Source organism: Microbacterium sp. Beta (assembly GCF_005502545.1).
In the GTDB taxonomy this organism is placed as follows: domain Bacteria; phylum Actinomycetota; class Actinomycetes; order Actinomycetales; family Microbacteriaceae; genus Microbacterium; species Microbacterium oxydans.
Window position 1 is genome coordinate 22,440 of the sequence record NZ_SCOG01000024.1, and the last position, 20,352, is coordinate 42,791.

26 protein-coding genes are annotated in these 20,352 nt (G+C 69.4%); 5 read left to right on the forward strand and 21 right to left on the reverse strand.

Annotated features, from left to right (window positions below; genetic code table 11):
* Positions 1 to 24 precede the first annotated feature (24 nt).
* From fliN to FFS56_RS17140, 7 genes are all read right to left on the reverse strand, one after another.
* The gene (gene fliN / locus FFS56_RS17110) at positions 25 to 684 is read right to left on the reverse strand and encodes a flagellar motor switch protein FliN (RefSeq protein ID WP_127011867.1); all 660 of its coding nucleotides are present in this window, start codon (positions 682 to 684) and stop codon (positions 25 to 27) included.
* Positions 681 to 1,613, reverse strand: coding sequence for a flagellar motor switch protein FliM (locus tag FFS56_RS17115; RefSeq protein WP_058632701.1), 933 nt, complete (start codon positions 1,611 to 1,613; stop codon positions 681 to 683). The genes fliN and FFS56_RS17115 overlap by 4 nt, the downstream gene beginning before the upstream one ends.
* 49 nt (positions 1,614 to 1,662) lie before the next feature.
* The gene (locus FFS56_RS17120; protein WP_127011868.1) at positions 1,663 to 2,472 is read right to left on the reverse strand and encodes a flagellar motor protein MotB; all 810 of its coding nucleotides are present in this window, start codon (positions 2,470 to 2,472) and stop codon (positions 1,663 to 1,665) included.
* On the reverse strand, positions 2,469 to 3,278 hold the full coding sequence (locus tag FFS56_RS17125; RefSeq protein WP_046747380.1) for a MotA/TolQ/ExbB proton channel family protein: 810 nt from the start codon (positions 3,276 to 3,278) through the stop codon (positions 2,469 to 2,471). Before FFS56_RS17125 ends, FFS56_RS17120 begins: the two co-directional genes overlap by 4 nt.
* On the reverse strand, positions 3,278 to 3,526 hold the full coding sequence (locus FFS56_RS17130) for a flagellar FlbD family protein (protein WP_046747381.1): 249 nt from the start codon (positions 3,524 to 3,526) through the stop codon (positions 3,278 to 3,280). Before FFS56_RS17130 ends, FFS56_RS17125 begins: the two co-directional genes overlap by 1 nt.
* A gap of 146 nt (positions 3,527 to 3,672) precedes the next feature.
* Positions 3,673 to 5,373 carry a long-chain-fatty-acid--CoA ligase gene (locus FFS56_RS17135; RefSeq protein WP_127011869.1) on the reverse strand — a complete coding sequence of 567 codons (1,701 nt, stop codon included), beginning with the start codon at positions 5,371 to 5,373 and terminating at the stop codon, positions 3,673 to 3,675.
* A gap of 43 nt (positions 5,374 to 5,416) precedes the next feature.
* On the reverse strand, positions 5,417 to 5,815 hold the full coding sequence (locus tag FFS56_RS17140) for a hypothetical protein (RefSeq protein WP_127011870.1): 399 nt from the start codon (positions 5,813 to 5,815) through the stop codon (positions 5,417 to 5,419).
* 46 nt (positions 5,816 to 5,861) lie between these two features.
* Here FFS56_RS17140 and FFS56_RS17145 point away from each other — a divergent pair, with 46 nt between their 5' ends.
* Positions 5,862 to 6,026, forward strand: coding sequence for a hypothetical protein (locus FFS56_RS17145; RefSeq protein WP_233437388.1), 165 nt, complete (start codon positions 5,862 to 5,864; stop codon positions 6,024 to 6,026).
* Positions 6,027 to 6,038: 12 nt separating this feature from the next.
* On the opposite strand, the gene FFS56_RS17150 is transcribed toward FFS56_RS17145, so the two are convergent.
* Positions 6,039 to 6,320 carry a metalloregulator ArsR/SmtB family transcription factor gene (locus tag FFS56_RS17150; protein ID WP_046747384.1) on the reverse strand — a complete coding sequence of 94 codons (282 nt, stop codon included), beginning with the start codon at positions 6,318 to 6,320 and terminating at the stop codon, positions 6,039 to 6,041.
* Between the two features lie 143 nt (positions 6,321 to 6,463).
* On the opposite strand from FFS56_RS17150, the gene FFS56_RS17155 reads away from it, so the two are divergent.
* The 4 genes from FFS56_RS17155 (at position 6,464) to FFS56_RS17170 (ending at position 10,453) form a co-directional block, all read left to right on the forward strand.
* Positions 6,464 to 7,765 carry an NAD(P)-binding domain-containing protein gene (locus FFS56_RS17155; protein WP_127011871.1) on the forward strand — a complete coding sequence of 434 codons (1,302 nt, stop codon included), beginning with the start codon at positions 6,464 to 6,466 and terminating at the stop codon, positions 7,763 to 7,765.
* A 172-nt stretch (positions 7,766 to 7,937) separates the two neighbouring features.
* Positions 7,938 to 9,035: an ACR3 family arsenite efflux transporter gene (gene arsB, locus FFS56_RS17160; protein ID WP_127011872.1), complete on the forward strand. Its 1,098-nt coding sequence runs from the start codon at positions 7,938 to 7,940 to the stop codon at positions 9,033 to 9,035.
* Positions 9,032 to 10,021, forward strand: coding sequence for a metalloregulator ArsR/SmtB family transcription factor (locus FFS56_RS17165; RefSeq protein WP_046747387.1), 990 nt, complete (start codon positions 9,032 to 9,034; stop codon positions 10,019 to 10,021). Before arsB ends, FFS56_RS17165 begins: the two co-directional genes overlap by 4 nt.
* Positions 10,022 to 10,045: 24 nt before the next feature.
* On the forward strand, positions 10,046 to 10,453 hold the full coding sequence (locus FFS56_RS17170; protein WP_046747388.1) for an arsenate reductase ArsC: 408 nt from the start codon (positions 10,046 to 10,048) through the stop codon (positions 10,451 to 10,453).
* Between the two features lie 58 nt (positions 10,454 to 10,511).
* Here the strand turns inward: FFS56_RS17170 and FFS56_RS17175 are convergent, their stop codons facing one another.
* The 13 genes from FFS56_RS17175 to fliS form a co-directional block, all read right to left on the reverse strand.
* Positions 10,512 to 11,672 (reverse strand): flagellar hook protein FlgE, encoded by a 1,161-nt coding sequence (locus FFS56_RS17175; protein WP_046747389.1) that lies wholly within the window; start codon positions 11,670 to 11,672, stop codon positions 10,512 to 10,514.
* Between the two features lie 25 nt (positions 11,673 to 11,697).
* A complete protein-coding gene (locus FFS56_RS17180; protein ID WP_046747390.1) occupies positions 11,698 to 12,135 on the reverse strand; it encodes a flagellar hook capping FlgD N-terminal domain-containing protein in 438 nt (145 codons plus the stop codon).
* A 20-nt stretch (positions 12,136 to 12,155) separates the two neighbouring features.
* Complete coding sequence (locus tag FFS56_RS17185) at positions 12,156 to 13,589, reverse strand: flagellar hook-length control protein FliK (protein ID WP_127011873.1); 1,434 nt, start codon at positions 13,587 to 13,589, stop codon at positions 12,156 to 12,158.
* The gene (locus FFS56_RS17190) at positions 13,586 to 14,017 is read right to left on the reverse strand and encodes a hypothetical protein (protein ID WP_046747392.1); all 432 of its coding nucleotides are present in this window, start codon (positions 14,015 to 14,017) and stop codon (positions 13,586 to 13,588) included. Before FFS56_RS17190 ends, FFS56_RS17185 begins: the two co-directional genes overlap by 4 nt.
* On the reverse strand, positions 14,014 to 15,309 hold the full coding sequence (locus tag FFS56_RS17195) for a FliI/YscN family ATPase (RefSeq protein ID WP_127011874.1): 1,296 nt from the start codon (positions 15,307 to 15,309) through the stop codon (positions 14,014 to 14,016). The genes FFS56_RS17190 and FFS56_RS17195 overlap by 4 nt, the downstream gene beginning before the upstream one ends.
* A complete protein-coding gene (locus FFS56_RS17200; RefSeq protein WP_082108585.1) occupies positions 15,306 to 15,911 on the reverse strand; it encodes a FliH/SctL family protein in 606 nt (201 codons plus the stop codon). Before FFS56_RS17200 ends, FFS56_RS17195 begins: the two co-directional genes overlap by 4 nt.
* Positions 15,901 to 16,905 (reverse strand): flagellar motor switch protein FliG, encoded by a 1,005-nt coding sequence (gene fliG / locus FFS56_RS17205; protein WP_046747395.1) that lies wholly within the window; start codon positions 16,903 to 16,905, stop codon positions 15,901 to 15,903. Before fliG ends, FFS56_RS17200 begins: the two co-directional genes overlap by 11 nt.
* Complete coding sequence (gene fliF / locus FFS56_RS17210; protein WP_127011875.1) at positions 16,902 to 18,524, reverse strand: flagellar basal-body MS-ring/collar protein FliF; 1,623 nt, start codon at positions 18,522 to 18,524, stop codon at positions 16,902 to 16,904. Before fliF ends, fliG begins: the two co-directional genes overlap by 4 nt.
* The gene (gene fliE / locus FFS56_RS17215) at positions 18,524 to 18,829 is read right to left on the reverse strand and encodes a flagellar hook-basal body complex protein FliE (RefSeq protein ID WP_046747397.1); all 306 of its coding nucleotides are present in this window, start codon (positions 18,827 to 18,829) and stop codon (positions 18,524 to 18,526) included. The genes fliF and fliE overlap by 1 nt, the downstream gene beginning before the upstream one ends.
* Positions 18,829 to 19,221 carry a flagellar basal body rod C-terminal domain-containing protein gene (locus FFS56_RS17220; protein WP_021198933.1) on the reverse strand — a complete coding sequence of 131 codons (393 nt, stop codon included), beginning with the start codon at positions 19,219 to 19,221 and terminating at the stop codon, positions 18,829 to 18,831. Before FFS56_RS17220 ends, fliE begins: the two co-directional genes overlap by 1 nt.
* Positions 19,218 to 19,559, reverse strand: a complete 342-nt coding sequence (locus FFS56_RS17225; RefSeq protein WP_046747398.1) for a flagellar basal body protein — start codon at positions 19,557 to 19,559, stop codon at positions 19,218 to 19,220. Before FFS56_RS17225 ends, FFS56_RS17220 begins: the two co-directional genes overlap by 4 nt.
* A 113-nt stretch (positions 19,560 to 19,672) precedes the next feature.
* Positions 19,673 to 19,969, reverse strand: coding sequence for a hypothetical protein (locus tag FFS56_RS17230; protein ID WP_061015743.1), 297 nt, complete (start codon positions 19,967 to 19,969; stop codon positions 19,673 to 19,675).
* Positions 19,966 to 20,352 carry a flagellar export chaperone FliS gene (fliS, locus tag FFS56_RS17235; RefSeq protein ID WP_127011876.1) on the reverse strand — a complete coding sequence of 129 codons (387 nt, stop codon included), beginning with the start codon at positions 20,350 to 20,352 and terminating at the stop codon, positions 19,966 to 19,968. Before fliS ends, FFS56_RS17230 begins: the two co-directional genes overlap by 4 nt.

Below are 20,352 nucleotides of genomic sequence, written 5' to 3' on the forward strand. Positions count from 1 at the left end.
GGCCGAGCAGGAGGTCGTCCAGGGTCAGGCCTCGACGTTCTCGAGGATGCGGGTGATGCGCACCGCGTAGTCCTGATCGACCACGACGACCTCGCCATGGGCGATGACGCGTCCGTTGAGCTTGATGTCGGCGGGGGCGCCGGCGGAGCGGTCGAGCTCGACGATGCGTCCGGGTTCCAGGTCCAGCACGTCGCGCACCGCCATCCTGGTGCGGCCGATCTCGACGGTGAGCTCCATCTCGACGCCGGCGATGCGGTGCAGCCGGCGGGACGGGTTCGCGGCTCCTGCCGGCGCGTGGGTGACGACGACGGCCAGGCGTCCGACCGTGTGATCGGCGTCGTCCTGCAGATCGAACAGCTGCACAGCCGGGTCCGCGAAGAGGGCGGAGGCATCGCCCACGGCGGCCTCGCCGAGAGCGCCGGAGCCCAGTGCGCTGGTCGCGGTCTCGAGGGCATCGCGCAACCGATCGGTGAGCGGTGTGCCGCCGAGCCCGTCGACCAGGATCTCCGGCTCGAAGAGCTGCACGGCGAGCTGGGCGCTGGCCTCGCCGACGAACTGCACGATCACGGCGTCGCCGGTGTCGCCCGAGACCTGGGAGGCGCGTGCGATGAGCGGGGAGGGCGTCGGGAGCGATGCGGCGAAGGCGGCGGCGACGGCGGACTCGTAGGTGGTGGTGCTGCTCACGCGGACTCCTCGGCGGATGCGGGATCGGGGACGGTGGTGGTGACGACACAGGCCAGCCGCGCGCCCGCGCTGCCAACGGCAGCGGTCGCGATGGTCTGATCACCGACGGTGAGGACCATCGGACGGTCGGCGGAGTGCGGGAAGGCGATGATGTCGCCCACAGCGAGATCGAGCACCTCGCGCGGCAGAACCGTTCGGGGTGCGAGCCGCAAAGCCACCTCGACCGGTGCCACCTCGACCTGGCGGCGGATCCGGTCGGGTGCGGCAGTGCGCTCGAGGTCGGAGGGACGCACGGTGAATCCGGCGAGCACCGAGGCGGGCAGCATCACGCTCGTCGGCACCGTGCGACCAGCCAGACGCATCGAGAACCGCGCGACGATGACGGGCTCACCGGCAGCCGCGACCTGCGCGAACTGCGAGCTGTACTGGATGCCGCTGAACGAGACGCCGACGGGGAGCAGACCATCGAGCGCCCCGGTGAGGTGGTCGATCGCGTCGACGATCAACGAGCGGATCAGGGCCTGCTCGATCGGGGTGAAGGTGCGGTCCTCCGAGGCGGTCGATGCCCGGCCGCCGACCATCTGCACGATCCACGCCGTCGCGGCGGAGGTGGGCAGCTGCACGATGAGGCGCTCTTCGGATTCGGGGAGCGCGCACACGATCATGGTGGTCGTGGTGGGGAGGGACTGGGCGTACTCGCCGTAGGTCATCATCCCGACGTGCTCGACCGCGATCGTGGCCCGCACGTGGATCTTCGCCGACAGCTGCGCCGACCACTGCCGCGAGAACGTCTCGAAGGCGAGTTCCAGGGCGCGGGTGTGCTCGCGGGAGAGGGTCGCGGAACGGCCGAAGTCGTACACCTCGACTTCGGGGGCCTTCGCCGTCGTCCCCGCGCGCACTTCGGAGCGCACGCTGTTATCGATCACCACGAACCGGACTATCGGGCGGTGATCGGCGTGCGTTAGGAGGGAAGGGTGCTCAGGAGGCCGGCTTCCCCGCCTGGGCCTGGGGGATGAGGGCTCGCACCTCCTCGTTCGCATCGGACAGGACCACGATGTCGACCCTGCGATTCTGGGCCAGTGCGTCCGGTGCATCTCCGGCGGCGACAGGACGCGTGTCGCCGAAGCCGACCGACTTGACATGGGCGGGGGGAAGACCCGAGGCCTCCACGAGGTGTCGCAGCACCTGCGTCGAGCGGCCGGCGGAGAGCTCCCAGTTCGTCGGGTACGGGGCGACCGACCCACGCACGTCGGCGTGGCCCTCGACCGAGATCTCGTTGGTGGTGGTGACCAGTACGGAGCCGAGCGCATCGAGGACCAGGAGCGCCTTGTCGCTGAGCGTCGTGCTGTTCGTGTCGAAGAACGTCTCCGCGCTCACCAGCCCGATCGTGAGGCCGCGCTCGTCGATCGTGAACGTGACATCCGCCTCGAGACCGTTGTCGGCGAGCACCTGGCGCAGACGCTCGCGAAGCGCCGAGAGCTCGTTGAACTCGGTCTGCGCGGCGGCCAGGTCGACGTCGGCGAAGTCCTCGCCCTTCTCGTCGACCAGCTCCGGGGGCACGACCACGCCCGTCGTGGCGTCGATCTCGTCGGACGGCTCCTGCCCGAAGCCCGTGGCGAGAGAAGCGCTCAGAGCCTCGAACTTCTCCTGGTCGACGGTCGACATGGCGAACAGCACGATGAACATGCACATCAGCACGGTCACCATGTCCATGTAGGACGCCATCCACCGCTCGTCCGGACCGCTGTGCTCCTCCTGCGGCACGCGGCGACGGGCACGGACGCTCATGACGCCTGCTCCGTCTCCTCGGCTGCTGAGGTGCGGGCCTTCCGGCCGGATCGGGCAGCGGGACGCTCGGACACCAGCGCTCGCAGACGCTCGTTCACGAACTGGGGCGGAGCGCCGGCCTGGACCGCGAGCATGCCCTCCATGAGCACCGTCATGCGCTCGACTTCGAGCTCGCCGAGCCGCTGCAGGCGACCGCCGATGGGCAGCCAGATGAAGTTTGCCGAGAGCAGACCCCACAGCGTCGCCACGAATGCTGTCGCGATCATCGGACCGAGGGTGTCCGGCTTGTCGAGCTTCTCGAGCACGTGCGTGAGGGAGACGACGGTGCCGATGATGCCGACCGTTGGCGCGAAGCCTCCGAGCGTCATGTAGAAGCGTGAGGCGGTGCGGTTGCGGGCGGCGGTCGAGGTGAGCTCGTCCTCCAGCAGCGTGCGCAGGTCTTCCGCGTCCGTGCCGTCGGCGATGCTCTGCAGTGCCTGGCGCAGGAACGGGTCCTTCTCGTCCTCGAGTCCCTGCTCGAGGGCGAGGAGCCCTTCGGCACGCGCCTTCTCGGCGTAGCCGACCACCGTGTCGATCATGCTCGACGCGGTGCGGCGCTCACCGCGGAACGCGCGGGGGAGCGATTTGACCGCATGCAGCGCATCGCGCATGGTGCCGCTCGCGATGCCGACGGCGATCGTGGCTCCGAAGACCAGCACCATCGGGGCGGGGATCAGCAGCGATCCGAGGGTCGCGCCCTCGAGGTTGATCATGGCGATCAGGGCGCCGAACGCGAGGATCAGTCCGAGGATGAGAGACGGATCCATCAGAGACCGACCTCAGAAGCGGGGGCCACGGAATCGGTTCCCGCTTCGGCGATCAGGGCGGCGGCGGTTGCCAGCACCCCGGCGCGGAACCGGGTGATCTGCGCGATCACGTCATCCATCGTCTCGGTGACGACGAAGGTCGCACCGTCGACCATGATGAGCGTCGTGTCCGGCGTTGCCTGGACACGTTCGATCAGGTCGGGATTCACCGCGAACCGCGAACGGTTCAGGCGCGTGAGGACGATCATGGGCTCCATCCTGGAAAGATCCGTCCGCGTTCCGAAGAGCACAGACCCGACGGCCCGTCCTGGGCTGTCGGGGGTGACTGTCGGCCGGACGGCGTTGCGCGTTAGGCGGGCTCGCCGTCGGTGATCGACGCCAGGATTCAGCGGACTCAGCGGTCGGCGAGCAGCTGGTCGCGCACTTGGCGCCGCAGCACCTTGCCGATGAGGGACCGGGGGAGGTCGTCGACGGCCGTGATCCGTCGCGGCACCTTGTAGGGCGTGAGCCGGGTGCGGCAGAAGTCGCGCAGCGCATCGACCTCGAGAGCAGCTCCGTCGCGGAGCACCACTGCCGCGACGACCTCTTCTCCACCGTGCGGCTTGGGGAGACCGACGACCGCTGCGGCCTCGACATCGGGGTGGGCGACGAGCGCATCCTCCACCTCGCTCGGCGACACGTTGAAGCCTCCCGTGATGATGAGTTCCTTGAGCCTGTCGACGATGGTCACGAAGCCGTCGGGAGAGACCTGGGCGATGTCGCCTGTGCGGAGCCACCCGTCGGGCAGCAGCGCGTCGGCCGTCTCACCCGGACGACGCCAGTACCCCTGGAACACCTGCGGGCCGCGCAGGAGCAGTTCCCCTGGATCACCGGCGGACAGGTCGACATCGGGGTCAGCGGGGTCCACGATCCGGATCTCCGTGCTCGGGAAGGGCACACCGACGGTGCCGGGGCGACGTGTCGGGCCCATCGGGTTGCCGAGCGCCACCGGCGAGCTCTCCGTCATGCCGTAGCCCTCGACGAGCAGGCCGCCGGTCGCCTCCTCCCAGCGTTTCACCGTCGCGACAGGGAGGCTCATCGCTCCGGAGATGGCGAAGCGCACGGTCGAGAGGTCGATGGTCCCTCGGGCAGCTGCGCGGGCGAGAGCGTCGTAGATCGGCGGCACGGCCGGAAGGAACGTGGGTGGCGTCGTCCGTGCCGCAGCCGTGACCAGGCCCAGGTCGAACGCGGGGAACAGGACCAGCCGCGCTCCGATGCTCATCGCGAAGGTCAGGCACAGAGTCATGCCGTACGCGTGGAACAGCGGCAGCACACCGTAGAAGGTCTCCTCGCCGTCGACGAGTCCGGGCACCCACGCCCGCCCCTGCATCGCATTGGCTCGGAGGTTGGAGTGGGTGAGGATCGCTCCCTTCGGGGCGCCCGTCGTGCCGCTGGTGTACTGCAGGAGCGCGGTGTCGTCCAAGGTCGGCCCCGGCACTCGGCGTGAGATGCGTCGGTGCGCAGCGAGCTGCTTCCACTCGATCAGGTGCCGCGCTTTCGGGGTGCCGGTGAGCTTCGCGCGGGCCTCGCGGGCTTTGGGCAGAGGCAGACGGAGAGCGAGGCGCTTCGACAGCGGCATCGCCTCGGTGATGTCGACGCTCACGATGTGCTCGACCCTGACGTCGGCGGGGAATCCAGCGATCGTGTCGGCGGACTTGTCCCACACGACGGCGACCCGCGCCCCATGATCTTCGAACTGGTGGCGAAGCTCGCGTGCGGTGTACAGCGGGTTGTGCTCGACCACGATCGCCCCGAGCCGGAGGATCGCATAGAACGCCACGACGTGCTGCGGAGAGTTGGGCAGTACCAGGGCCACCCTGTCGCCGGCGCCGACCCCGAGCCGACGCAATCCCTCGGCGGCCCGTTCGACCTGCTCGCCGAGGTCACGGTACGACGTGACGGCACCGAAGAAGTCCAGCGCCGGTCGCCGAGAGAACGCCTTGACACTCGCGGCGAGCATCTCGGGCAGCGTCTGCGATGGTTCCTCGATCTCGGCGGGAACGCCGTCCGCATAGGAATCGAGCCAGGGACGTGCGGCGAGCGGCGATGCGGACATGTCTTCCATCCTGCCCGCGAACACTGTGTGCGGACTCCGTGCCTCAGCCGACGAACAGCAGGACGACGGAGAAGACGACCGCACAGCCTCCGACCGCGGCCAGAGTGATCCCGAGCACCTGGAAGGCATGGAGCAGCGGTCGTCGGGGCTCGAACCGCATCAGGCCGGGGTGACGCGCGCTGACGAACGCGTTGACTTCCTCACGTCCGCGCCAGTGGGCGGACTCGTCGGAGCGGAGCGGGCGTTCCCGGAAATCGCCGGCCGCGAACCAGCGGGCGCGCGCCCGGCCGTCCTGCTCCTCGACGATGACGACCTCCTGAGGCAGCCAGGAGCCGTCATGCATCTTCACCAGGAGCACGATGACGAGCAGGGGCAGGCCGATGCCGAGCCCGATCCAGGACAAGACCTCGGCGATGGTGCCGAATGCGTCGAGGGCGTTCATCTCCGGCTCCGTTCTTCCGGATACGACAGTACCGGGGGAGCGCGGGGTGTCGGATCAGCTGGGACCGAACGACGTGTTCGCCGTGCCGCAGGGCGTGGAGCACTGCCCGCGAGCCGACGAAGAAGTGCACGCCATCCTCTTCGAGCCGAAGGGGACCGTCAACACGGGGGACGCCGGCGGGGAGATGACCTCGGAGCTCCGCGAGCTCTGACGATCGAGGTGCTCAGACCGCGTGGAGAGCAGCGGCAGCCGCATCCATCGCGTCGACGTTCAGAGCGAAGTACGCCCACTTGCCGCGCTGTTCTCGCGTGACCAGTCCCGCTTCCGCGAGCAGTTTCATGTGGTGGGACACCGTGCCCTGCGAGAGTCCCACAGGCTCGGTCAGGTCGCAGATGCACGCTTCTCCGCCAGCTCCGGCGGCGATGAGCGACAACAGTCGGACGCGCGTGGGGTCGCCAAGCGCTTTGAAGACCCGGGCAACGCGTTCCGCATCCTCGACGGTCATCGAGGGTGCTATGGGCGGAACGCAGCAGGATGTCGCTTCGATTGTCGTTGACACGCTCACGGGTCTAGTCTGCCACGTATTGACAATCTTCGATAGGTGAGCGACAGTCTTCATATTGAACTTTGTCAATGTGAGGAGATGTCATGTCTGAGCTACCTGTCGTCATCGTCGGAGCGGGTCCGCAGGGCCTCGCCGCCGCGGCGCTTCTCGTCGAACGCGACGAGAACGTGATGGTGATCGAGCGTGGTCAGGGGCCTGCTGCTGCGGTTTCCGAGTGGGGACACGTGCGCCTGTTCTCGGCCTGGCCGGAGCTCGTGGACGCTGCAGCACGACGTCTTCTTGAGACGACCGGCTGGGCTGCACCAGTGTCGGGATATCCGACCGGCGCCGACTGGGTGGACGGCTACCTGGCGCCTCTGGCGAATGCCTTGGGTGAGCGCGTCCACTACGCGACGACCGTCACCGGAGTCGCTCGTCACGGCCGTGACAAAGTCGTCGAGGGCGGGCGCAGGGGCCAGCCCTTCGTCGTGCATACGGTCAGTGCGGACGGACAGGAGTCGCGAGTTCTCGCTCGCGCTGTCATCGACGCGAGCGGCACTTGGGCTCTTCCGAATCCGGCGGGAGCGGATGGCTATCCCGCCCTCGGGGAGGCCGCAGCATCGGATCTGATCTCGTACCGCATCCCGGCCGATGTGTCAGAGCACGCGGGGTCGCACGTCGTCGTCGTGGGAGCGGGGCACTCTGCCGCGCACGCCGTCCTGAGATTGAGCGAGCTGGCACGACGGGCCCCTGGCACCCGCGTCACCTGGATGCTCCGTAGGGGGGCGGCAACGAACGTCTTCGGAGGCGGCGCCGGAGATGAGCTTCCCGAACGGGCCGCGCTCGGCTCTCGCGCGCGCAAGATGGTCGACGAGGGTGTCGTGGAGCTGGTGACCGGATTCCGGGTCGCCGCGTTCCGGCAGACCGCTGACGGGCTGACCGTGGTCGCCGAAGACGGGCGCGAGGTGGAAGGTGTCGGTCGCGTGTTCGCACTCACGGGCTTTCGGCCGGACACTGAGATGCTGCGAGAGCTCCGGATCGATCTCGATCCCGCGCTCGAGGCGGTCGCTGGCATCGCGTCCGAGATCGACCCGAACATCCACTCCTGCGGATCCGTGGGGGCCACGGGAGCGCGAGAGCTCGCGCAGCCGGAGCAGGGGTTCTTCATCGTCGGCGCGAAGTCCTACGGCCGGGCGCCGACCTTCCTCGCGTTGACCGGCTTCGAGCAGGTGCGAAGTGTCGCCGCGCACCTGGTGGGAGATCATGAGGCCGCAGGGCGCAGCGAGCTCGTCCTCCCCGATACCGGCGTGTGCGGGGGATCCGGCGACTTCGACGACGACGCGGGCAGCTGCTGTGCGGTTCCCTCGGCTATCCGGATCGGCGCGCGGCCCGTCACTGTCGGCTGATTTCGGGTGGCGGAAGGGCGGGGCTCCTCAGAGGAGGCCCGCCCTTCCGTGTCCAATCGACGAGTCAGGTTGCCAGGGTGCCCGGCAGATGAACTCCCCGAGCAGCGATTGCGTTCTATATTTATGAATGTCAATATAGACATATGTCGATACAAGAAGCTGAGCTCTTCGCATGAGCACCGCAACCGTGCCCACCACCGCCCCGGCCGCTCGGCGTCTGTCCACCTTGGATCGGTGGTTGCCGCTGTGGATCGGCCTGGCCATGGTCGGGGGTATCCTCGTCGGCCGCTTCATCCCGGGCGTCTCCGATCTCCTGGCCGGCCTCGAGCTCGGTGGGATCTCCGTTCCTATCGCGCTCGGCCTGCTCGTGATGATGTACCCGGTCCTCGCGAAGGTCCGCTACGACAAGGTCGCCGCCGTCACGGGTGACAAGAAGCTGCTCATCTCGTCGCTGGTGCTCAACTGGATCGTCGGCCCTGCGCTGATGTTCGTCCTCGCCTGGGCGTTCCTGCCCGATCTGCCCGAGTACCGCACAGGACTCATCATCGTCGGGCTCGCGCGCTGCATCGCCTTGGTCGTCATCTGGAACGATCTCGCCTGCGGTGACCGCGAAGCGGCCGCAGTCCTCGTCGCCATCAACTCGGTCTTCCAGGTCGTCGCGTTCTCGCTGCTGGGCTGGTTCTACCTCACCGTGCTCCCCGGCTGGCTGGGGCTGGACTCGCAGGGGCTGGAGATCTCGGTCTGGCAGATCGCACTGAACGTGCTGATCTTCCTCGGCATCCCCCTCATCGCCGGCTTCGCCTCCCGCCTCATCGGAGAGCGTGCGAAGGGGCGCGACTGGTACGAAGACCGCTTCCTGCCGAAGATCGGTCCCTGGGCCCTCTACGGGCTGCTGTTCACCATCGTGCTGCTGTTCGCCCTCCAGGGGGAACAGGTCGCCAGCCGCCCGTGGGACGTCGCCCGGATCGCGCTTCCTCTGCTGGCCTACTTTGCGGTCATGTGGTTCATCGGCCTGTTCACCGGGAAGACACTCGGACTCGGTTACGCCCGCTCCTCGACCCTGGCATTCACCGCGGCCGGCAACAACTTCGAGCTCGCCATCGCCGTCGCCATCGGCACGTTCGGAGCGACGTCCGGGCAGGCCCTCGCCGGCGTCGTCGGCCCGCTGATCGAGGTTCCGGTTCTCGTCGGGCTCGTGTACGTCTCCCTCTGGGCGGCCCGCCGCTGGTTCCACACCGACCCGTACACCGCTGAAAGGATGCCGTCATGAACGTCACCGTTGCGACCGACACTGACACCTGCAGTCCCGTCGCCACCCATGCCATCGGTCTGGAAGCAGCCTCCTCAGTGGCGGCCACCCTGAAGGCGCTGTCGGACCCGCTGCGCCTGCGGATGCTGTCGGCCATCGCCTCCGACCCGCGCGGCGAGTCCTGCGTGTGCGACCTCGCCGAGCTCGCCGATGTCTCGCAGCCGACGGTCTCCCATCACCTCAAGGTGCTCAAGGACGTCGATGTCCTCACCTCCGAACGACGCGGAACCTGGGTCTGGTACCGCATCAACCCGACCAGGCGCGGGGCCGTCACCGCATTGCTGGACTCCTTCGCCCCCGCCTCGGTCGCACCCGGAAGCATAGACGACGACGGTCCACTGCGACCGGACTTCGACGCACGGGTGACCCGTCTCGCCGAGGAGCTCGCAGCGGAAGTTCCCGAACTCGAAGCAGACGTCGTCCTCACCACCGTCCGCGAGTCCTACACCGCGCTCGCACGCACCGCACGCGTCACCTCAGCACTCGTTCCGCTGACTGAGCGCTTCGCCCGTCAACGGCTCGCGGACCTGACCCGCGACCGCGAGGCTGCAGCACCCCAGGTGCTCTTCGTCTGCGTCGCCAACGCGGGGCGCTCACAGCTCGCTGCCGCTCTCGTGAACCAGCTGGCTGCCGGAAAGGTCGTCGCACGCTCTGCGGGTTCCGCTCCCGCCGACGTCGTCCACCCGCACGTCCGCTCGCTTCTCGCAGAGATCGAAGGCGACCAGGCTGCAGAGCGCTTCCCGAAGCCGCTCACTGATGACGCCGTGCGTGCAGCCGACGTCGTCATCACCATGGGGTGTGGTGATGTCTGCCCCATCATCCCCGGCGTCCGCTATGACGACTGGGCGGTCGGAGATCCTGCCCTCGCGTCGCGCGAAGGCGTCGAAGCCATCCGCGACGACATCGCCGAACGCGTGCGTGCGCTCGTCGACGAACTCCTCAACTGACAAGACCTCTCACCTGGAGCAACCATGACTGACACGACCACCAAGCCCTCGGTCCTCTTCGTCTGCGTGCACAACGCCGGACGCTCCCAGATGGCGGCCGGTTTCCTCCGCGACATCGCAGGGGACCGCATCGACGTCCGCTCTGCCGGTTCCATGCCCGCCGACCAGATCAACCCGATCGCGGTCGAAGCTATGAGCGAGCTCGGCATAGACATCACCTCCGAGCAGCCCAAGGTGCTCACGACCGAAGCCGTGCAGGCATCCGACGTCGTCATCACGATGGGATGCGGCGACGCCTGCCCGTTCTTCCCGGGCAAGCGCTACGAGGACTGGAAGCTCGACGACCCGGCAGGCCAGGGCATCGACGCTGTCCGCCCCATCCGCGACGACATCCGCGCGCGCATCGAACAGTTGGTGAGCGAGCTCGTCTGACGTCGGGGGAGCCGCGGCGCGCTCGTGAGCATGCAGGCCGCCGCGGCTCCCCGACGGCTCAGCGCTTGAGGTTCGTCAGCTCCTGCAGCACCTCGTCGCTCGTGGTGATGATGCGGGCGTTGGCCTGGAAGCCGCGCTGCGCGACGATCAGGTTGGTGAACTCCTGCGACAGGTCGACGTTGGACATCTCGAGCGCGCCGCTGATGATGCCGCCGAGACCGTCGGAGCCCGCCTGACCGAGCGTCGGCTCTCCGGAGTTCCCGCTCGGCCGGTACTGCGAGGAGCCCGCCTTCTCGAGTCCGCCGGGGTTGACGAATCCGGCCAGCGCGACGCGGGCGAGTACCTCGGTGTCGCCGTTGCTGAACGTGCCGACCAGGCTGCCGTCGTTCATCAGCGCGTACGAGCTCAGGGTGCCGGCCGGCTTGCCGTTCTGCTCCTTGATCGCGACGTCGCTGACATCCGCGAAACCGGTGACCGCTGAGAGGTCCACCGTGACACCACCGGAGACGATGGACGAGGCTGCGCCCTGCTTGCCGTCCGTGAACGTGAGAGCGGTGTTCGTGCCGCCCGGTTCGGTGACGTTCCAGCCCGTGGCCGTGCGGGTGAAGGTGAGGCGCAGCGAGGTCGCCGTACCCTCGGCGTCGTAGGTCTTGATGTCGCGCACCAGCTGCTCGCCCACGGCGGCACCCGAGGGCAGGTTCCCCGTGACACGCGCCGTCGTGGTCGCCGCGGCGGGGCTGAGTGCGCCGACCGGAAGTCGGATGTCGCCGATGCCCTGACCGGGGACGATGACGCCGTTCTGCGCCGTCCAGCCCTGGACAAGGGCGCCGTCTGCCGAGACCAGCTTGCCGCTCGCGTCGAACGAGAATCCACCGTTGCGGGTGTAGAGGGTCTCGCCGCCCGAGCGCACGACGAAGAATCCGTCTCCGGCGATCATGAGGTTGGTCGGCACGCCCGTGGGCTGCGGTGCCCCGGAGGCGAAGTTGGTGCTGATGCCGGCCACCTGCACGCCGAGGCCGACCTGGGCGGGGTTCTGACCGCCGGCGGCCTGCTGCGGCATCATCGAGTTGCGCACGAGCTGGGAGAGCGAGTCCTGGAACTGCACGGCCGAGGCCTTGAAGCCGGTCGTGTTGACGTTGGCGATGTTGTTGCCCGTGACGTCGAGCATGGTCTGGTGAGAACGCAGACCCGAGATTCCGGCGAACAGAGAGCGGAGCATGGTGATGCCTTTCTGGATGGACTGGTCAGGACTGCGGACGGGGAGCGACGGAGACGCCGGAGACGGCGTCGAGGGGGATGGAGGCCTCGCCGATGGTGACCAGCGGCACGGCGCCGGCGTAGGACACCGATGTGACGATGCCCTTCTGGGTGACACCCTTCTCATCGACGTACTGAGCCTCGTGGCCGATCAATGCCGCAGCGGTCTGACGCATGCTGAGGGCGAAGCTCTCGGTCGAGGTCGCCGTGAGGGCGGTCAGCTGCTCCATGGAGGCCAACTGCGTGGTCTGCGAGATCATCTCGTTGGTGTTCATGGGCGAGCTGGGGTCCTGGTTGGTCAGCTGCGTCACCAGGAGCTTAAGGAAGACCTCGGAGTCGAGCGTCTTCTTGCGCTCGGACGCGGGTGTGGTGCTGCCGGTCTGCACTCCCGAGGGCGGGATGGTGCCGGAGATCGGTTCGACCATGGTCGTGGGTTCCTCTCGGATCAGGCGAAGATGTCGATGCCGCCGTGCGGCGAAGTCAGCGGGGAAGTCGGATCGACGGATAAAGGGTGATCCGCGGAAGGTGAGCCTCCCGGCACTGCGGTTCCGGTCGTCCCGTCACGGCCGTTCGGTGTTCCCGGTCCCGCCCGACCCTGGTCCGCACCCGCGGTGTGCGAAGACCCACCGGCTGCACCGCCGCCGCCGGAGCTCTGCGGGTTCGAAGCGGCGGGTCCGTCGTCCGAGGTCGACAGCAGGAGGGACGCATGGGGTGCCGCGGCGGCGAGGTCGCGACGGAGGTCGACGAGGATCGCGCGCAGCGCCTCCCTGCCGAGGTCGTTCGGCGCGTGCAGCTCGATGTGGATCGCGCCCCCGGAGATGTGGGCGCGCACCGTCACGGGACCGAGGTTCTCGGGCGACACGGTGAGCGTGAGGCTGTGGTCGCCGTCCGGTGCCTGCGCGAGCGAGACGATGGGGGTCGTGATCTGGGTGAACAGCGCGGGACGGGCCGTCGCGACGACGCTCGGAGCCGTCGCAGTGGACACGGGCGTCGCGGGGGTCGTGCCCCCGATCGCCGGAGTCGCGGTGGACGCGTCGCCGGTGGCATGGGGGACCGAATGCGCCGGGGTCGCCGACGGGCCGGTCGGCGCGACCGGGGCCGTGGACTCCGACGCCGGATCCGACGGGACGATCGTCTGATCCTCTGCGCCCGCTGCTCCGCGGGCATCTGCTGCGGTGCTCCCGCCGGCGGGGAGGGCCGCGGTGGTCGAGAGCGCTGACGCGGCAGTGCCGGCGTTCCCCGCGCTGGAAGTCGATGTCGAAGCCGAGGTCGAGGTCGAGGTCGAGCTGAGCGCATCCGTCTCCGGAGCAGCCACCGTCGTCGCATCCGCCGACATCCTCATGGCCGCCGGTCCGCTGAGCGGCGGTGACGGCAATGCACCGCCGGTCGCGAGACCTGAGGCGGCGGCGACCGATCCCGCGGGGGACGGTGGCGACCCGATCTCGATCACGCCCGCTGCCCCTTCGCCCACGGCAGTGCCGCCGGACGCACCCGTCGAAGCGGCGCCTCCCGGGGCGTGAGCCGTCGGCGGTGTCCCCGTCGGAGCTCCGACGCCGAGCAGGGTCTCCTCCACGGGCGGAGCCGGGCTGGTCGGCACGGGGGTGGGCAGGGCGACGCTGGGCGGAATCGGACCGGATGGCACGGGTGAGGCCGTGGGGTCGGACGGCGCGGGGTGAACTGTCGCGAGATCGGGGGAAGAGTCGTCGGCGGGTGCGCTCGCCGACGTGTCAGCCGCCCGATCGTCGGTGGCACGCGAGGCATCGATGATGACATCGGCGAAGGCCACGGCTCCGGGGGTGGGCTGACGGGCGTCGGTGGGCGATCCCGCAGCACGGTTCATCCGCGGGGTGAGCATGTCGACGATGCCGAGAGACGTCATGCGTGGTCCTCCGTGGTCGTGCTGCTCGTGCGCGAACCGATCTCGTCGAGCTCCGTCTGCTCGGCGTGCAGCTCCGCGGTCCGCATCCGGAGGGCGTGCGCTTCGGCGAGCCGGTCGAGTCCGCGCATCGCCCTCCGCGCTTCGGCGTGCTCTGTCCTCGCCTCGTCCACCGTCCGCTTCTGCAGTTCGGACAGGGTCGTCAGGTCGACCAGCAGGGTCCGGCCGGCGACGCGAGCTGCCGCGAGCGCGGCGAGGGAGCGGACGTCGACGGCTTCGCTTCCGACCGCGGACAGGTGCGCGCGGAGGGATCGATCGCGCGCCTCCGTGTGCTGCGCGTCGATCACGGCGCGCGAGAGGCGCTGGGCCGCTGCGCGTTCCTGGATCTCCCTGACCCGCAGCAGACCGGCGAGCGAGAACGACCGCTTCATGACACTCCTCCGAACGATGCCACGAGGTCGTCCAGGCGACGCCAGGAATCCTCGATCTCACAGGTCTCGTCGAGGGGCTGCGTGAGGAACGCGCTGATCTCCTTCTCATGGGCGATCGCGGCGTCGATGCGGGCATCCGCTCCGGCTTGATATGCACCGATGTCGATGAGGTCGTTGGCGCGTCGGCGGGCGGCCAGCACGGCGCGGAGCGTCGCGGCGTGCGCCCGGCGCTCGGGGGTCGTGACCTTGCCGGCGACACGCGACACCGATCCGAGCACGTCGATCGCGGGGTGGTGGCCTGACAGTGCGAGCGCCCGGTCGAGCACGACATGGCCGTCGAGGATCGACCGCACCGTGTCGGCGATCGGCTCGTTGTGGTCGTCGCCGTCGACGAGCACCGTATAGATGCCGGTGATGGAACCGCGCGTGTCCGTGCCTGCCCGCTCGAGCAGACCGGCGAGGAGGGAGAACGTGGAGGGCGGGTATCCGCGGGTGGCCGGAGGCTCCCCGGCCGAGAGCCCGATCTCGCGCTGCGCCATGGCGACGCGCGTGAGCGAGTCCATCATGAGGATGGCGTGTGCGCCGTCGTCGCGGAAGGCCTCGGCGATCCTGGTGGCGGTGTACGCGGCGCGGATGCGGGCCATGGCAGGTTGGTCCGAGGTCGAGACCACCACGACGGAGCGGGCGAGTCCTTCCGGCCCGAGGTCGTCTTCGATGAACTCGCGCACCTCGCGTCCGCGCTCGCCGACCAGCGCGATCACGGTGACCTCTGCTTCGGTGCCGCGCGCGATCATCGACAGCAGCGACGACTTCCCCACGCCGGAACCCGCGAAGAGTCCGACGCGCTGGCCGCGTCCGACGCTGACGAGTGTGTCGAGCGTCCGTACGCCGAGCGGAAGGGGCGAGTCGATCCGGTCGCGGCCCATGATGGAGGGCGGAGCATGGTCGAGGCTCACCGGCACAGCACCGGTCAGCGGACCCTTCCCGTCGATCGGGCGGCCCAGACCGTCGAGGACGCGTCCGAGGAGCGCTGCTCCTGTCGGCACCCGCAGTGCTCCTCCGCGAGCGCGCACAGGGGCTCCCACCGTGAGGCCTGCGACAGGGGCGAGTGGCATGCAGCGCAGTCCGCCCTCGCTGATCGCGACGACCTCGGCATCGACACCGTCCAGCGTCACGACGTCGCCGACGGCCCCGTCGAGGCCACGCACCTGCACGCTGAGGCCGCGCACCTGGGAGACCTCGCCGATGCGCTCGGGTCGAACCGCCTCGCGCACCGCGCCCCGGACGCTCACGGGGCGTGCTCCGCGAGGGCGCGACGGGCGCGCTCGAGCGCGCTTCCGATCCGGGCGTCGATGTGGCCGTGAGCCAGGGTGGCGACGGCATCTCCCCGGTGGAGCGCGTGGTCGGCGACGAGGGCGATGTCGCTCGGCTCCGCGGCGGACGTCTGCAGGGTCGCGAGGTCATCCGGGTTCAGGCGCACCTCGCGGATCGCTTCGGGGCCCGCGCCGGTCATCGCGCGTCGGAGGGCGGCGGCCGCGGCCGCGCCTGGCCCGGAGAGCTCCGCGACCAGGATCAGTTCCGCGAGCTCGATCGCGCAGCGCAGCACCTGGTCCTCACCGGCGGCGGTGAGCTCCCGTTCCCGGTCTCCCAGGGACCGCGCTGCGGCGTGGAGCGCGGCGACCGCGGTCTCGATCCGCTGCGCCTCGGTCGCCTCGCTCGCTGCCCGCGCCTCGTCCGCCGCGCGCTGCTCCGACTCGGCCTCCGCGCGGCCGGCGCGGAACCCCTCCGCATGCCCGTCGGCGTAGCCGCGCGTGCGGGCGATCGCGTACTGCTCGCCGTTCTCGCGGCCGTCGAGACGCGGGAACAGCACCGGTGCGAAGGCCTCAGTAGACATACTCGTCCTCGTCGGCGCGCTGCACGGTGATGTCGCCGGCGGCCTCGAGTGCGCGGATCGTGCGCACGATCTCCGCTCTGGCCTCCTCGACCTGCGAGACGCGCACGGGGCCGAGCGTGCGGGCCTCCTCGTCGAGGTTCTCCCTGTTGCGCTCGGAGACGTTGCGACGGATGAGGTCGGCGATGGGCTGGTGCGCGCCCTTGAGAGCCAGGGCGAGCGAGCGGATGTCCATGCCTCGCAGCACGCGCTGGGTGTCGCGGTCGTCCAGCTTGACGATGTCGGCGAACGTGAACATGCGCGAGCGGATGTCCTCGGCCAACGCGCTGTCCCTGTCCTCGATGCTCGCCAGCAGCGCCTTCTCCACCGTGGCGCCGGAACGGGCGATGATCTCGACGAGGGGCTCGACGCCGCCGAGCACCTCAGGAGTGTCGCGCGCCGCGAAGGTGCCGGTCCGCGCCTTGAGGGCGTCCGCCACGATCGCGATCGCCTCCTGAGATGCGGTACCCATCGTCGCGATCGCGTGGGCGACGTCCGTGCGTGTGGGGTCGGGGAGCGTGGAGAGCACGGCGGCAGCACGGTCCGTGGGCAGATGGGCGAGCACCAGGGCGACGGTCTGAGGCAGTTCGCCGTCGAGCAGCGTCGCGAGTTGAGCCGGGTCTGCGGATCCGAGGAACTCGAAGGACGAGTTCATCGACGACGATCCGACTCTGCCCAGCACGGCGGCCGCGCGTTCGGCGCCGAACGTCGCCTCCAGGAGTCCCGCTGCGATGTCGCGCCCTCCGCGGGCGGGTGGCAGGTGGCCCGACGCGATGCGGTGGAACTGGCCGAGCGCCTGAGCGGTGGTCGCCGCGTCCAGGTTCTGCAAGTCGATGATCTCGGCTGCGACGGCCTCGGCCTCCGCTTCGGACAGATGCTTCATCACCTCGATCGCCTGGGCGCGATCGAGGTTCATCAGGACGACGGCCGCTGTCTGCCGATCGGTCAGTCCGGTCATACCTGCTGCCTGTCGTCGATGAGGGTCCGCAGCAGGTCGGCTGTGCGCTTCGGGTCCTGCCGCGTGAGGGAGTCGATCTCCGCGCGCCGGCGCTCGAGGCTCACCTGCGCGGGCTCGGGGTCGGGCTCCGGCTCGGGGTCTGGCGTCGTCTCGAGGAACGCCAGCGGCGTGGTCGGCGCCTGATCGATCGCGGCGGTCGCGCCCGCGTCGAGGGCGGAGAGCGCGGGCGGACGGGCGCCGAAGAGCTCCTCGAACTCGGTGTCGGCCCCGCGGCGTCGGCGCGCACGCATGATGAGTGCGGCGAGACCGGCGAGCAGCGGGATGGCGATGGCGGCTGCGATGATGACGGTGTTCAGCAGCGCGGCCTGGCGCTCGGCGCCCTCGGCGTCCTTCGCCGCCTGGAGTGCCGCCTGCGCCGCCTCGGAACTGGTCTGGTTGAAGGCGACGAGCTCGACGGCGATCGAGTCGCCGCGGTCGGTGTCGATCCCCGCGGCGGTCTCGACGAGGTCGCTCAGCTGCGCGGTGCTCAGGTCGCCGCCCGCACCGGCGTCGACGGCCACGGACACCGACTGCCGCAGCAGCGAGCCGGCGGGTGTCGAGGTGCTCTGCGTGCTCTTGTTGACCGCGTTGGTCTTCGAGGTCTCCGTCGACTCGGAGGTACCGTCGCCCCCGGCCGAGGGGACCGCGATGTTGTCGGGGCCCAGCACGCCGGCGTTCGAGCTCGAGCCGTTCTGCGTGTCGGTCCTGGTCTGCTCTGTCAACGGGGGCGCGCCCTCGGCGGGCGTGTAGGTCTCCTCGACGCGCTCGTTGACGGAGTGGTCGATCTCGGCGACCACGGTCACCTTGGCGTTGCCGGGGCCGACGACCGTGTCGAGCATCTGCTGCACGTTCGCGGTCACCCGTGCTTCGTAGTCGCTGGCCTGCTGGTCGATGCCGCCGGTCGTGCCGACGCCGGCGGCCGAGAGGGTCTGGCCGCTCTGATCCACCACGGCCACGTTCTCCGGCTTCATGCCGCTGACCGCGGCCGAGGTCAGATGCACGATCGCCTCGACCTGCTTCGGGGAGAGCGTCGAGTTGCCCGAGGTCTCCACGAACACGGAAGCCGTGGGGTCGACGGTCTCGGAGACGAACACGCTCTCCTCGGGGATGGCGAGCTGCACCGACGCGGCCGTCACGCCCTTGATCGAGGAGATGGTGGCGGCGAGCTCGCCCTCGATCGCGCGCTTGAAGGTCACCGACTGCTGGAACTCGCTCGTCGTGACGCCCATCTTGTCCAACAGCGAGTACCCGCCGGAGCTCGCGCCGGGAAGACCGGCGGACGCTGCGGCCAGGCGCTGGTCGTACACGTCCTTCTCGGGCACGAGCACCGTCGCTCCGCCGTCCGCCAGTTCGTACGGCACCGACGACGAGCGCAGCTGCTCGACCACGGCGTTCGCATCGGAGGCGCTCATGCCCGAGAACAGCGGGGTGTAGGTGGGGCGGCTGAGCCAGCTGGAGAGCGCGACGATGCCGAGCGCGAGTACGGCGACCCCGATGATCGCGATCGTGCGCTGCGCGAGCGAGAAGCCCGCGATCACGCGTCCGATCCGCTGGAACACGTTCGTGACGGCCTGGGGCATCAGGCTTGCATCCGCATGATCTCGTTGAACGCGTCGACGCCCTTGTTGCGCACGGCGGCTACGAGCTCGAGGGTGACGGCGGCCCTCGACGACGCGATCATCGCCGAGTGGATGTCATCGAGGTCTCCGGTCACCGCGGCGACCTTGAGCTTGTCCGACTCCGACTGCAGCGTGCGCAGCTCGTCGATGGCGCCGGTGACACTGTTCGCGAACGCCGTGTCGTCGGTGGCCTTCGCGGGCGCGACGGCGGGAGGGGCGAGCGTGAAACTCGAGGAGATGGCTTCGATGCCGGGGAGTGCGGCCATCAGCTGCGTCCGATCTGCAGGGCGGATTCGTAGGAATTGCGGGCGCGGTCGACGATGGCAGCGCTTGCCTGGTAGCCGCGCTGCGCGAGGATCAGCTGGCTCATCTGGTCGCCGAGGTCGATGTCCGGATAGCGCACGTAGCCGTCTGCGTCTGCGAGCGGGTGGTCGGGCTGGTGCACCAGACGTCCCTGTGCACTGCCCTGGGCGGTGCCGGCGACGTACACGCCGGGGGACTGGTCGCTCGTCTGGGCGAGGATGTACCGTGCGCGGAATGCCGCACCGTTGCTGGGAGCGGCGGTGTTGATGTTGGCGATGTTGTCGCTGATGGCGTCGAGCCACTTGCGGTGCACGGTCAGGCCGGTGCCGGCGATGCCGATCGCGTCGAAGGTCATGAGGTCCTCATCGCGGTGCGCATCGATGTGAACGAGCCGTTCACGGCCTGCGTGGCGAACTGGTAGCGCAGCATCGTGTCGATGCTGGAAAGGGTCTCGGTATCGAGGTTGACGTTGTTGCCGTTGAGGCGCGTGGGCTCGAGCGAGGTGCCGACCGTCGCCCCGACCCGTCCATCACCCGCATCGATCGACCGGGCGAGAGCCTGCTCGAACTGCACGCGCTTGGCGTGATAGTTCGGGGTGTTGATGTTGGCGATGTTGTCGGAGATCGCGCGCTGGCGCTGCGCGAGGCCGTCGAGCGCGCTCGTCAGCGCGTTCATGGTCACAGAATCGAACACGAAACCGGCTCCCCGTGTGTGGGTGGTATGGCCGATCCATGGCCGAGAATTGCGAGCCATCCGTGCTCTCCCTGCTCTATCGGCAGGGTTCGGCGCGACGTTAGGGAGCGAGCTCACCCATCGACGTCGAGGTAGGCAGGCTCCTCCGGCCGACGGGTGCTGGGGATGCGGCTCACGGCGCCGAGATGCCGACGCATGCCGTCGAGGTCGGAGCGGGCACGGTCCATCGCTGAGCGCTGGAGGTCGATCACCCGCCGGGCGCGGTCAGCGAGCTCGGCGGGAAGCGGCGTGCTCGGCGGCGTCCACGGGGCGAGGTCGGCGTCGGCGGCGGCACCGGGGGCGGCATCGAGGATCTGCTCGGCCTCCTGCTCGAGCCGGTCGAGCAGCGCGGTCCACTCCTCCCCGCTCACACCCGCGCCTCGGCGACGGTGCGAGCGGCCTCGTGCCAGGCGTCACGCAGCGGCGCGACGATCTCGTGGCACGCGTGCGTGCGCTCCGGGTCGCGGCCGATGTTGGCGCCGATGAGCGTCTGCGACAGGAAGACGTACAGCGAACGCAGGCCGGCGCTGCCGTTCCAGTCGTCGGTCAGCGAGGACGACAGCTCGGAGACGATCGCCTGGGCGTGCTGCAGCTGGGCGTTCGCCTCGGTCCAGTCCTCTGCGCGCTGAGCGATCTCCCCGCGCTCGATGTCGAGCAGGAGACGGTCGTAGAGCATGGTCACCAGACGCTCGGGCGGCGCCGACAGCACGGCGTCGTCACGGTAGCGCTGCTGGGCGCGGAGCGCGGCGTTCAT